The 12,783-nt window shown below is 40.1% G+C and carries 10 protein-coding genes and 4 pseudogenes; 12 read left to right on the forward strand and 2 right to left on the reverse strand.

Annotated features, from left to right (window positions below; translation table 11 throughout):
• The first annotated feature begins 340 nt into the window (after positions 1–340).
• From ACRRSW_RS09090 to ACRRSW_RS09135, 10 genes and pseudogenes are all read left to right on the forward strand, one after another.
• Complete coding sequence (locus tag ACRRSW_RS09090) at positions 341–1,159, forward strand: flagellin N-terminal helical domain-containing protein (RefSeq protein ID WP_432453524.1); 819 nt, start codon at positions 341–343, stop codon at positions 1,157–1,159.
• A gap of 610 nt (positions 1,160–1,769) precedes the next feature.
• On the forward strand, positions 1,770–2,585 hold the full coding sequence (locus tag ACRRSW_RS09095; RefSeq protein WP_432453523.1) for a flagellin N-terminal helical domain-containing protein: 816 nt from the start codon (positions 1,770–1,772) through the stop codon (positions 2,583–2,585).
• A gap of 78 nt (positions 2,586–2,663) precedes the next feature.
• Positions 2,664–3,116 (forward strand): flagellar protein FlaG, encoded by a 453-nt coding sequence (locus tag ACRRSW_RS09100; RefSeq protein WP_432453522.1) that lies wholly within the window; start codon positions 2,664–2,666, stop codon positions 3,114–3,116.
• 23 nt (positions 3,117–3,139) lie between these two features.
• Positions 3,140–4,585 (forward strand): flagellar filament capping protein FliD, encoded by a 1,446-nt coding sequence (fliD, locus tag ACRRSW_RS09105; protein ID WP_432453521.1) that lies wholly within the window; start codon positions 3,140–3,142, stop codon positions 4,583–4,585.
• 19 nt (positions 4,586–4,604) lie between these two features.
• Positions 4,605–5,012 (forward strand): flagellar export chaperone FliS, encoded by a 408-nt coding sequence (gene fliS, locus ACRRSW_RS09110; RefSeq protein ID WP_432453520.1) that lies wholly within the window; start codon positions 4,605–4,607, stop codon positions 5,010–5,012.
• 13 nt (positions 5,013–5,025) lie between these two features.
• Positions 5,026–5,331, forward strand: coding sequence for a hypothetical protein (locus tag ACRRSW_RS09115; protein ID WP_432453519.1), 306 nt, complete (start codon positions 5,026–5,028; stop codon positions 5,329–5,331).
• Between the two features lie 20 nt (positions 5,332–5,351).
• On the forward strand, positions 5,352–8,300 hold the full coding sequence (locus ACRRSW_RS09120; protein WP_432459169.1) for a motility associated factor glycosyltransferase family protein: 2,949 nt from the start codon (positions 5,352–5,354) through the stop codon (positions 8,298–8,300).
• A complete protein-coding gene (locus ACRRSW_RS09125) occupies positions 8,293–8,673 on the forward strand; it encodes a hypothetical protein (protein ID WP_432453517.1) in 381 nt (126 codons plus the stop codon). The genes ACRRSW_RS09120 and ACRRSW_RS09125 overlap by 8 nt, the downstream gene beginning before the upstream one ends.
• Positions 8,674–8,819: 146 nt before the next feature.
• Positions 8,820–9,107, forward strand: a pseudogene (locus tag ACRRSW_RS09130) (ISAs1 family transposase); the annotation flags it as partial.
• Positions 9,108–9,153: 46 nt separating this feature from the next.
• Positions 9,154–9,267: pseudogene (locus ACRRSW_RS09135) on the forward strand (transposase); the annotation flags it as partial.
• 40 nt (positions 9,268–9,307) lie between these two features.
• Here the strand turns inward: ACRRSW_RS09135 and ACRRSW_RS09140 are convergent.
• Positions 9,308–10,392 (reverse strand): IS3 family transposase gene (locus ACRRSW_RS09140; RefSeq protein ID WP_432458895.1). Its coding sequence is split into 2 segments (ribosomal slippage): positions 9,308–10,143 and positions 10,143–10,392, totalling 1,086 coding nucleotides; the frame shifts between segments, so codons are not numbered across the junction.
• A gap of 71 nt (positions 10,393–10,463) precedes the next feature.
• On the opposite strand from ACRRSW_RS09140, the pseudogene ACRRSW_RS09145 reads away from it, so the two are divergent.
• Positions 10,464–11,512, forward strand: a pseudogene (locus ACRRSW_RS09145) (IS3 family transposase); the annotation flags it as partial.
• A gap of 43 nt (positions 11,513–11,555) precedes the next feature.
• Positions 11,556–11,849: pseudogene (locus ACRRSW_RS09150) on the forward strand (ISAs1 family transposase); the annotation flags it as partial.
• A 175-nt stretch (positions 11,850–12,024) separates the two neighbouring features.
• Here the strand turns inward: ACRRSW_RS09150 and ACRRSW_RS09155 are convergent.
• Complete coding sequence (locus ACRRSW_RS09155) at positions 12,025–12,780, reverse strand: hypothetical protein (protein WP_432459171.1); 756 nt, start codon at positions 12,778–12,780, stop codon at positions 12,025–12,027.
• Positions 12,781–12,783: the final 3 nt, after the last annotated feature.

A 12,783-nucleotide genomic window follows, 5' to 3' on the forward strand; every position in this document is an offset into this window, starting at 1 on the left:
TTTATTGCGAGGATTTCGTAAATCACCAATAATAAAGAATGACTATTGGATTGGTGAACTCTGCTGAAGCGGGAGTTAATATTTAGGCGGTTTAACTATCCCACAATTCTTTTTTAATTATAAGGTAAAGTTTTCTCTGCTGTGGCCGTTACAAAGGTTGCTTCAATATTGAAGCAACCTTTTTTTTGTTTTTTGTTTTTTTGTTTTCAAAAATAAAAAGATAAAAATAAACGCTAAAGAATATTGAAGGGTTGCCGTTATATAGGGTAAGTCAGAAAAACAAAATAACTGACAACTAATAAGACCTATAAATGGTTAAAATATAGATAGGAGAAATACCATGGCTTTATATGTTAATACTAATGTGTCGTCTTTAAACGCACAGCGACAACTTTACAACTCAGGTAATGGTTTAGATACCGCATTCCAGCGTTTGTCATCTGGTTTCCGCATTAATAGTGCGAAAGATGATGCGGCAGGTCTACAGATATCAAATCGTATGACTACACAGATTCAAGGTCTTGACCGTGCGGTAATGAACGCACAAGATGGTATTTCGGTTGCGCAAACCGCTGAGGGTGCAATGGATGAAGTTACTAATATGTTGCAACGGATGCGTGTTCTTGCTATCCAGTCTCAGGACGGGGTTAATAGCGCGAGTGACCGTAGCGCTCTGAATGCGGAAGTCAATCAACTTAAAGCTGAAATATCAAGAGTCGGTACAACCACAAAATTTGGTGGTATTAACTTACTTAACGGAAACTACAGTGCTAATTTCTTAGTAGGGGCTAATGCGGGGGAAAACATATTACTCAAAATTGATACAACTATCACTACTGCCGCGTTAAGTATTAACGCTATATCAGTGGGCGATCCTGCCGCAGCTTCTGGCGCAATGGCCAAAATTGATTCAGCATTGAAAAGCATTGATAGCGAGCGGGCCGATTTAGGTGCAATTCAAAATCGCTTTCAATCTACTATTCGTAACCTGTCTAATATTTCTGAGAATATGACTGGTGCGCGTTCGCGGATTAAAGATACTGATTTTGCGGTTGAGACAGCCAATCTGACCAAGAACCAGATCTTGCAACAAACCTCGACTACGATTTTGGCTCAAGCAAATCAACGTCCTCAGGCTGCGCTATCTCTCCTTGGATAATAAAAAAGAAAGGACGGTGGAGGTTCAATCCACCGTCCTCAGACTGCAGTAAGCGCGATGATTATTTTAGGAGGCTCAATTCCTTTATTATAAAAATGCGCTCTAGTTTCGCTCTCATCTCCTATCGTTTCGAGCGACATGGTCAAGTGTGTGGATAGCACGCTTGGCCATTTTTTCGCAGCGGTTCAGGCTGCTCTTTAAATTAAGCAATATATGCACCAACTTTTGCGGTGTTTTTTTGACTTAGTGTTTATGGTGCCAATTATAGTTCTTTTTTTGAGCGATTGTTGGCGGGGTGCTCGGCTGTTTTACTTAGAAATCGTTAAAAACTAGAGTTTCTAGGCCTAGTCTTAAATTATTTTTTGCATTGTTAAAGCCTTGTAGTGACGGGCTTTGCCGCCCAAGTGGCAAGTTTTTTCCTCTTTTCCTTAAAATTTTCTAAAGCTTTTTTAGCTACTGCCGCTACAGAGATTGAAGTTATTAAAACTTTGGTCCATTTAAAGGTTGTCTTGGTTAGGTTCAAACCAAGGGTTCAACAATCACTAGATGGTTATAAATTATCAGGTTATTAGTTCAGGCCCGATAATTAACATTTTAGGAGGCTCAAATTATGGCATTAGTCGTAAATAGTAATGTGTCGTCATTGAACGCACAACGCCAACTGTATAATTCAGGCAACGGTCTTGATACAGCTTACCAGCGTTTAAGCTCTGGTTTTCGTATCAATAGCGCCAAGGATGATGCAGCTGGTCTACAAATTTCAAACCGCATGACTTCACAGATCCAAGGCTTGGATCGTGCCGTGATGAATGCACAGGATGGTATCTCTGTAGCGCAAACCGCTGAAGGCGCAATGGACGAAGTGACTAACATGCTACAACGCATGCGCGTGCTAGCCGTTCAGTCTCAAGATGGTGTCAATAGTGCTAGTGATAGAAGCGCATTAAATGCGGAAGTTAATCAGCTAAAAGCGGAAATTAGTCGTGTAGGTTCTACTACTAATTTTGGTGGAACTAAATTGCTTAATGGCGCTTATAGTTCTAATTTTTTAGTGGGTGCTAATGCTGGCGAAAATATTCTTGTTAAAATTGACACGACTATTACTACTGCAGCGCTGAGTATCAATGCCCTATCAGTAGGTACTGCCGGTGCGGCTTCTGGCGCAATGGCCAAAATTGATTCAGCATTAAAAAGCATTGATACCGAGCGTGCTGATTTGGGTGCCCTGCAAAATCGTTTCCAATCTACTATCCGTAACTTATCGAATATTTCTGAGAATATGACTGGTGCACGTTCACGGATTAAAGATACTGATTTTGCAAAAGAAACGGCTGAATTAACCAAGCAGCAGATCTTACAGCAAACCAGCACCTCTATTTTGGCTCAAGCAAACCAACGCCCACAGGCTGCGTTAACTCTTGTATAGTTAAAATTTTAGTAGGTAGAAACACGCAGCCGCACTTATACTCAATAGGTGTGGCTTGCTTCATTTAAGGAGTCAGATATGGAAGGCAATGTAAATAGTATTACAGCGTTTTCTGCTTCTACTGTAGCGGCGACGGAACGCCCTGAACTGAAACAAAGCGAACAGCTCAAGGGAACGAATGAGCCTACTTCTCGTAGCGAAAAAATTGAGTTGGCACGAAAATCGCTGCAAGAAGAAAATAAGGTTGCTAAACAGCAGGCAGAAGAACGAGTAGAAAAAGACCAAGATAGAGCATCGGTTGAAGATGTAGTTAAGTCGATTAATCAAATTTTGGAAGTTCATAACCGCGATGTAAAATTTGTGGTTGATGAGCGAGACGGACAATTTTTTACGTCAGTTTTAAATCGTTCTACCGATGAACTGATAAGAGAAATTCCTAGTGAAGAATATCGTCAGTTGTCTGAGCGCTTACGAAAGTTCCAGGATGCGATTGGTGAGACCACCGGGTTATTTGTGGATAAGTTAGTTTAGTTTTTATTATGTAGGTGACCGAAATGAGTGGAATTTCAGCAGCGGGTATAGGTAGTGGCTTAGACTTAGAAGCTTTAATTGAAGTGTCTATTGATGCGATGCGGGTACCACAGGAAACTCGCTTAGCTGAACGGCGTGAAAGTTTAGATGTGACTTTGTCTGCTGTTGGTGCGGTAAAATCGGCTCTAAGTAGCTTTAAAGATATTTTAGATGATGCTCGTAACCCAAATACTTTTTTCCCCCGTTCGGCCTTTGTTGATGGCGTATTGGCTAGTGCAGCTTCTTCAGAAGATGAAGAAAGTAGTTCTTCAAATTACAGCGGGGCCTATTCTGTGGCTTTAGGTGAAGGTGCTGCAAATGGTACTTATGATGTTGAAGTTCTGTCGTTGGCGCAGGGCTCACGCTTAACCGGACAAACTGAATATGCTTCTTCCTCGGCTGTTATTGCTAGTGCTGATGGCGAGCTAACCTTTGGGGCTGGGGCTGAAAGCTTCACTGTAGCGGTTACCGCTGGGATGCGTTTATCAGACTTACGTGATGCAGTAAATAATGCCGGTGGTAATTTTGGCGTTACCGCTAATCTAGTCAACACCGGGAGTGGTACTCGCTTATTATTTGACTCCAGTGTATCAGGCGCTGATGATGATGGCGATCCCAACAACGGAAACCCCAATGATTTGACCATTACGTCTACAGGTGCAGCCAATCCAGATCTTGATACTTTTATAGCGGATTTAAATGTGACTCAAAGTGCTTCAAATGCCAAGATGTCAGTCAATGGTATTGAAGTGGTAAGTGATACCAATACCTTTAGTGATGTTATTTCAGGAGTGACATTTACTGCCAATAGTTTGACGACTTCTAGTACCAAGTTAGAAATCAAACCTGATGACAATGCTGCTGTAGACAGTATCCAACGTTTTGTTGACGCTTACAATAAAATTATTAAAGAAATCGAGAAATATAGTAAGCCCGATGAAGTGCTTGAAGGTGAAGATAATGAGCGTAAAGAATTGAGTGGTGACGCCATGCTTCGCTCAATGAAATACAGTTTAGGCCGGATGAGTACTACTGGTTATTCTGATCCTAATGATGCCAATCGAGTAACCACCTTTTATGCTTTGGGCATAGAAATGGGCAATGATGCCCAATTGACTTTGGATGAGTCTAAATTAAATAAGTGGATTGATGGTGACTTGAATAAACTTGGCGAAATTTTTGCAGGGGATGGGGGAGTAGTTGATACATTTTACGGTTTTGTTGATAGTTTCGAGCAGTCAGGAGGTATTTTGGCGACTCGAGAGGACACTACCCGTTCACAATTACGCGACCTTGACCATGCGGACTTAGCGCTAAAAGAGCGAATGGCCGAATATGAGTCAACTCTTCGAGCAAAATACACAGCGTTTGACCAGACAATGGGAACGCTGAATAGCCAAATGTCGTACATTGCTGCGCAGCTTGGCTAACAATGATGGGAAGTGAAGTATGTATAAGCATGGGATTAATCAGTATCGTCAAGTTGGAATAAAAGATCAGATTGCCACAGCCGATCCTCATAAAATAACCCAAATTTTAATGCAAACTGCATTAGAAAATCTATCCGTTGCTAAGGGCTGTATTGAACGAAACGAAGTGGTGAATAAAGCGAAGCCTTTAGCAAAAGCAACTTCGATTATTACTTCATTACGCAATACGCTTGACCATGAAGTAGGTGGCGAAATATCTGCTAATTTAAATGACTTATATAGTTATATGCTAGAGTTACTCTCTGAAGCATCAATGAGTAATGATGCCGAAAAAATAGCAGAAGTCATTTCTATTTTCCTGCCGATAAAATCTGCTTGGGATCAGATCCCAGATTCAGCCAAACAGCAAGCTTACCAGCAGCGCTAAGGTAGAGTGAATTTTGGATTCTTTAAATCATGTTCTCTATAAAGGTGAAGCGTTGCTCAAAAAAATTCACCAGGGTTTAAACTCAGAGCATGTTGAAATTATTATACTTGACGAGCTTTTGGCTGAGCATCAAAAATTATTTACTGACTATTTTACCCTGAACAATGATTTCAATGCCGATGATAAGAAGATTATTCTCGCGTATGTCGGCAAGATGAAGATATTGCTTGATTTGGTAAGTACAGAGAAGAATCACTTACAAGCTCAGTTAGGTACCTTAGAGCGTTCGAAAAAAATTAATAAGGCATATGGTAAATAACTACTTATTGGCGTATCTAAATGTTAAAGAATATTGATTTTCAGATTTCAAGCAACGAACAAGAGCAAAAACAAAATGAAGTCCAGTTGTCTCCTTTAATTCAGCGGCGTCTGGACAATAATCTAAAAGCCTTTGCGTACTTTGATCCAAGTTTAGCTCAAGCGCTAGCTACTCATCATTCACTTAGGTTTTCGCCTTTTATCACAAAATTTAAACGGGTCAGCGTTTTGAATATCTCCAAGGGGAGAGCGCTTTATAACCCGATTCCGCAAAAACAAGTTGACCTTCAAATTAACGTTTTCTGTCAAAACCCGCTGGTATTTGACCAGACTAAAAAGCACTTACAGGATGAGGTGGAGCCTTTTCCTGGTATAAGCTTAAATAGTCTATTACCTCACGCTAAATTGCATTATGAGCCAATTTCTAAGAGTAGTGAAAACCTTGTTATTTTAGGATGTGGCTTAGGTTTACATATTAAACCGTTACTTTCTACTGCGGCATGGAAAAGAGTCTTATTGGTTGAGCCTGAAATGGACTTGCTACATGTTTCTTTGCTGAGTGCTCAATGGCGTGAGCTGCTTGCTCAAGTTAAAAATTCAGGTGTGAATTTTACTATTATTTCAGGTAGGAAAGGTTCTGATTCTATCTTCGCGATTAAAGAGTGGATGCAGCATCATGAAATCACTAAGTTTCATATTTTTCGCCATTATGACTATTCGATGTTTAATGGCTTTGAATTTGACACGCTTTCGGGGCGTTCTCCATTTTCTGAGTCTTTGTTGAAATATTCTGAAGAATTAGAGAAAGAAAGTAGTTATGAATTTTCTCAACCATTAGCGCATTATTTTATTCACAATGAAGATAATGCTAAGGTAGTAGAAACATATAACCGGAAATGTTTATCATCCATTTTTGATAAAAATTTATGCGCATTTAAGAAGTATTTTCCTGAAATTTACGATTTTTCGTCTAATTATAAGCTGTCTCGTTGGCAGCTACTGAGTACGGGTAAGGAGCAGTTTAACTTATTTGATTTAGAGCGGGCATCGATGTTTTGCTCAGAAGATCCACACGTTGCCAGTTCGCAATATTTTGAACACTATTCAGCACACCCAAGAATAGACTCCTTGGATGCACGAGAGCCACTACATAAACCTAGCCCTTTTATACACTATGATAAGGCAAAGGCATTGAGGGCCTTAGTTCGAGATGTTCCTGATAACAAAGAAACTCAAACTAAACTGCCTTATAAGCTACCTTCTTTTATTATGTATGGCTGTGGTCTTGCCTACCAGGTGGAGTTACTGTTTAAAAGACACGATATCGATAATTTTATCTTGTACGAACCTAATGTAGAATTTTTTCTAGCTTCATTATTCACTATTGATTGGAACTCTATACTAGAAAAGGCTGACGAGAGAGGTAGTAAGCTCTATCTGAATATTGGAGACGATGGTACACATATGTTTGATGATATACATCAACGTTTACAATCGTATGGAATACATATTCTTTCTTATACTTTTTTTTATGTCAGTTACTATCATCATCAAATGCATGAAAATGTGCTGTTGACTCGAGAACAATTTAAAGTATTGCTTAACGTTGGAGAGTTTTTCGATCATGCATTTTATAATTTGAATCATACACAGGACTCTTTTTCTCATAATCATCCTTATATGCTGAAATACAAACCAAAAGGTTTGTCCCAAATTCTGAAAGCTACACCGGTGTTTATCATTGGTAATGGTCCATCTTTAGATTCTAGTGCAGACGTTATTAAGTCATATAAAAATAAAGCCATTATCGTGTCTGTTGGTACTAGTTTAAAAGCACTTTATAATTTAGGTATTAAACCTGATTTTCATGCTGAAGTTGAACAAACTAGAGCGACATTACATTGGGTTTCTCAAGTCCCCGATCCCGATTGGTTAAAGAGTATTGACCTAATTAGTGTTAATGGACTGCACCCTGAAGTTGTAGATATGTTTGGTGATCCGTTGTTTTGTCTTAAAACCGGCGAGGCTGGAGCTTGTGCATTTTCTGCCATCTCGGATGAGGTTAAAGAATTCTCTAGTCTACTTTATTCATATCCGACAGTGTCTAATTGTGCACTATCATATGTATTAGCTTTAGGCTTTAGACAGGTATATTTATTCGGTGTAGATCTTGGTTTTGTCGACCCTAAGTGCCATCATAGCAAGCACTCTGCTTATTTTAATTCGAATGATAAAGGCAAGGAGCTTTATGATTACAGTGCACACGGTACTGGCATAAGGGTTCGGGGAAATTTTGCTGATAACGTATTTACGAAACATGAATTTAAATTTTCAGCGGAGATACTATCTAAGGCGATATCTGAGTTTCCTGACGCTGAGATTTACAATACTTCGAATGGTGCCTTCATTGAAGGAACTACGGCTTTGCAGTTAGATCAGGTGCTTTTATTGAACGAAAATATCGATAAGGTAGCTATGATACAGAATATTAAGGCTGAAGCTTATAATGCAGATACAAAAAAAATCGTAAATAAGTTTGACCAACATTATAAGTTTGATAATTTTGAGCGTCAATGTAATGAATTTTTGAGTTTGATAGACGCCGATGTTGAAAGTTGGGAAGAGGCTTTGGACTTTCTAGATAAACAGGTTGATTTTGTTAAGAAATCCTCTTTAGATGTGCACTCTTTATTTTACTACTTACTAAGGGGAAGTTGTTCTTTTTGTTTAACCTATTTGACACATTTGGCTTATTTTTCTGATGATGAAGCTTTATGTATGCAGAAGTTCGAGGAAGGGAAGGATATCTGGCGAGAATATGTAGCAGCCGCAAGAGATAAGGTCATGAACGATTTTGGTGAGTTTGATAGAACGCCTCTGCCTTATCCTGGTGTGGGGTTTGATTCTCTTCCTGCATTAGAAATTTTAAAGAAACAGAAAGCTAGAATGGACGGTAATGGTAATGAATGATGTTCAAGAGTTAATGAGATCTTCAGCAGAGGATGCACTTAAATATTCAATTGATAATTTCTCTGTTAATTTAGATTATTCTATTGATAGTGTTGGTTTAGTTGATGATATTATTCAAGAGATAGGACAGGGACATATATTAGATCAAGATTTGTTCACTTTATCGTATATCTATGGTGCTTATTTAGGTGAGGTTTATAAAAGAAAAAGGCAAGGAGAGTGGACTTTTGTAGAAGAGACTGATAGTGAACCACCACAAGTTTTTTTTAAAGATGGTGATAAGACATTTGCTTTTCCAAGTAAAGTTTATCACGTATTAAGTAAAACACATGAAGAAAGCTTAATCGAATATATGAAATTGCTGTTGAGGTGAATTTTAATGCTCAACGTGGCCTTGTTGATAAAATCCAAGTTCAAGGTGCAGCAGGGTGAGATCTCGAATGTTTTTTAAGCAAGCGTAAGCGATTTGACCTGATGTTCGAGCTGTGATCTTATACTCCCTTTTTCGGGAATCCCTCCATGACTATCGACGTATTTACCCAACATTTCGGCTGTATCAAAGACCCTCGTCAAAGCGCTAAAGTAAGTTACCCGTTGTTCGACGTACTGTTCCTCACCGTATGCGCAACTATTGGCGGAGCCAGTGGCTGGGAGGATATAGAGGACTTTGGCGAAGCCCACTTCAACTGGTTACGTGAAAAGGGGCTGTTTACTTCAGGCCTACCAGTACACGATACCATTGCCCGATTGATTTCAAGGCTCGACCCCGCGCAGTTCCAACAGTGCTTGTTCTGGTCTAATTCCATCGGACACTTAATTTTGAGACAGTATGTTAATGAATTAAGAGGTCTATATGAGTTTGAAAAAATCACACAAGAGTTATCCACAAGAATTTAAAGATGAAGCGGTACTAATGGTGTTGGAGCAAGGTTACAGTGTTGCTGATGCTGCAAAATCTCTAGGGGTTGGGTAATCCTCCCATTATTAACCGCATTTATTCGTAGAATTCATGCTGCCGTTTTTAGTGGTGGGAACCCTCCATTTGCAAGGTGTGGTCGTTGATGATTGTAGAACCATAACCATTGGGTCGCCCGATCTTGAACCTCTTCAAGTGTGTCAAACAAATACTTACTCACTAAGCCAAACCTCATAGTACGGTTGAACCTTTCTATATAGGCGTTTTGTTGTGGGTTCCCTGGCTGAATATAATCGATTCGAATGTCGTGGTTGTTGGCCCATTTAATAAACGCATGGCTAATGAACTCAGGACCATTGTCGCAGCGGATCGCAACAGGTTTGGTTCGTTGTTCGATGAGCTGCTCTAAGATCCGAGTGACTCGTACTGTGGGCATTGAAAAATCAGGTTCTGACGCCAGACCTTCACGTTTGTAATCATCTATCACATTGAATAAACGGTACTTCCGGCCATCAGATAGCTGATCATGCATAAAGTCCACGGACCAAACTTGGTTTGTTTTAATCGGCTCTTTAAGAGGCTCTGGCGTATGGCGATTCAGGCGTCGTTTTGGCCTAATACGTAAGTTTAGAGCCAATTCGCAGTAGATCCGATAAACCCGCTTATGGTTCCATGTATACCCTTTAACGTTCCGCAAATGGTGAAAACACAGGCCAAAGCCCCAGTCAGAGCAGTCTTCACTGTTGCACAGCGTTACTAACTCCTGAGCTATCAACTCATTCTCAGGTTGAAGCTTCGATTTATAGCGATAGCAGGTCTCGCTGATCCCAAACCAATAGCATGCACTTTTAATGCTGATGTGATAGTTCGCCACCGAACGCTGAGCCATCAATCGACGCTCACAGGGCTTCACCACTTTTTTGCCATCGCTTCTGAGATCACCTCTGCTTTAAGGCGTTCTTCCGCATACATCTTTTTAAGCCGTCGATTTTCATCTTCGAGTTCTTTCATCCGCGCCATAAGGGATGCGTCCATACCACCGTATTTCGAACGCCACTTGTAAAAGGTTGCGTTGCTCATTCCATGCTCACGACAGAGCTCAGGAACAGGTGAACCAGCCTCAGCCTGCTTGAGAATAGATAAGATCTGACTGTCCGTGTAACGTGACTTTTTCATGTTGAATCTCCTGTATTTACTATACGAGAAAATTCTACTTTTGCATGGGATTAATTTTCGGGGGAATTACCGTTGGCACTAGCCTGCTTTACAAGTGGAAAGAAAGGTACGAAGTCCAACGGCAAGGCATCACCCTAGAAGAGTCTGAGCGTGATGAACTCAAGCGATTACGCAAAGAAAACAAAGAATTACGCATGGAGAAAGAAATACTAAAAAAGGCAAGCGCCTTCTTTGCGAAAGAAATGAAGTAAAATGTCGCTTCATAAAAAAACACTCAAATCAGTTCCCTGTTGCGCAGCTATGCCGAGTCATGAACGTAAGTAAATCAGGCTATTACGATTGGCTTAAACGCCCTGCGAACGTGATAGGCCTTGATACTTTGAAGCTTTATCGCCGTGTTCGCCAGTTATTCAAGAAAAGCCGAGGTAGCCTAGGGAATCGTGAGATGGTGAAGAAATTGCGCAAGGAAGGCTACCAAGTAGGCCGCTATGCTGTCCGTACAATGATGCAACGCTTGCGGCTGAAAGTGACCCAACGGCAAGCTTATAAAGTGACAACGCAGCGTAAACACTCTGACGCAGTCGCTGATAACCTGCTAAATATGAACTTTAACCCAAGCGCTGCTAATCAGGTTTGGGCTGGTGATGTAACCTACCTAAAAACAGGCGAGGGTTGGATGTATTTAGCAGTCGTGATGGATTTATACTCTCGCAGAATTGTTGGCTGGCATATTGATAAACGGATGACTACAGACTTAATTTCCAAAGCACTCATTAAAGCCTACAACTTACGGCAACCACCTAAAGGCTTAGTCTTTCACAGTGATAGAGGCTCACAGTACACCAGTAAACAATATCGTAAGCTATTAGTTGGTTTTGATATTCGAGCCAGTATGGGCGATGTAGGAGCGTGTTGGGATAATGCTGTTGTTGAACGATTCTTCGGAAGTTTAAAACACGATTGGCTGTTTAAAGTTAATCAGCCAACACGAGAATTTATGAAGCAAGATGTGGCTGCTTATATGAAGTATTACAACTTAGAGCGGCTTCATTCGGCCAATGGTGATTTATCACCGGTGGCGTTTGAAAATTCTCAACTAAAAGTGTCCAGTTTGGGTTGACCAGTACAGCTTTAGCAAGTGGATGCTAGCGGTGAGTGAGTAAACCAATGGGCAGCTAATCGCAGTAGATGGCAAGGTGCTCCGCAGCTCCTATACACGGGATGACCGCAAGTCTACGATACACATGGTCAGTGCGTTTGCCACCGCTAATGGCGTTGTGATGGTGCAAGTAAAAACCGATGCCAAATCCAATGAAATTACCGCTATCCCCGAACTACTCAATGCACTGGAGCTCAAGGGGGCGCTGATATCGATAGATGCCATGGGTTGCCAAACCGATATCGCGAAAACGATAACAAACAAGGAAGCCGATTACTTGCTGGCAGTGAAAGGCAATTGTCCACGTCCCCTAAAATGACACAAATTTAAATGGAGTTTTCTACACTCATTAACGTCCACATCAATATAACGGCGGACTGACGCCCAATGAATCGGAACGATTGTTCTGGTTAAACTCTAAGATCGTGGCCAATATTAGTTGACCACTTGTACATATTATTTCCTTGCTAAGGCTAATTAAATATAATATACGACATAAGGGGGTTGTATGGGCTTCGAATTATGCTGTAATTGTTTGACCCTAAAACTTCTTGAAAAGCAATTGTCTCTCCAGGAAAGGTCTTGCAATTTAATTCATCAAATCCAATGATTGCTCCCTTAACTAAATAGGGCTTGATTGCTTTCAAACATTCAACAGTAGGTTTATATATATCAAAATCAAAGTAAGCGAATGAAATTAACGTTTCAGGATTGTTTTCAAGATACTTATGTATAGTGTTTGTTGCATCACCTTTAACTAGTTCATATTTTTTGATGTGAGACAGTGGACTTTCGCTTTCGTGATAATCAAGAATTCCCATTAAATATTTATCATAATCATGTGAGACGCTGTAGGAGTTTTTTCTGATGATATCATTATTTCCATCCTCAGGACTAACTTCAGGGAATCCATCAAATGTATCAAAGCCAATGAGTTTTCGGGAGTAGTTAAAAGGTTCATACATCCCTCTAAGAGAAGAAAGTAAAGATAAATTTTGCCCCCAGCGTACCCCAAACTCCATTATAACACCATGTATTGGAAGCATCTTTTGGTACATTTCATTGATAAAGAGCATTCTGGATAGGTTTTGTCGACTTAAGAAAAGGCCTAAATTATTTAGTATCTCGGCATCAGGTAATGGGTTTTTATGAAAATAGTCAAAAAAATCTTTGCGTATATTTAGTTCGCTGTCTGATGATTGGCCTGTTATTTTAATTTTATTATTCATTGG

It is taken from the genome of Agarivorans sp. QJM3NY_25 (genome assembly GCF_050870875.2).
In the GTDB taxonomy this organism is placed as follows: Bacteria; Pseudomonadota; Gammaproteobacteria; order Enterobacterales; family Celerinatantimonadaceae; genus Agarivorans.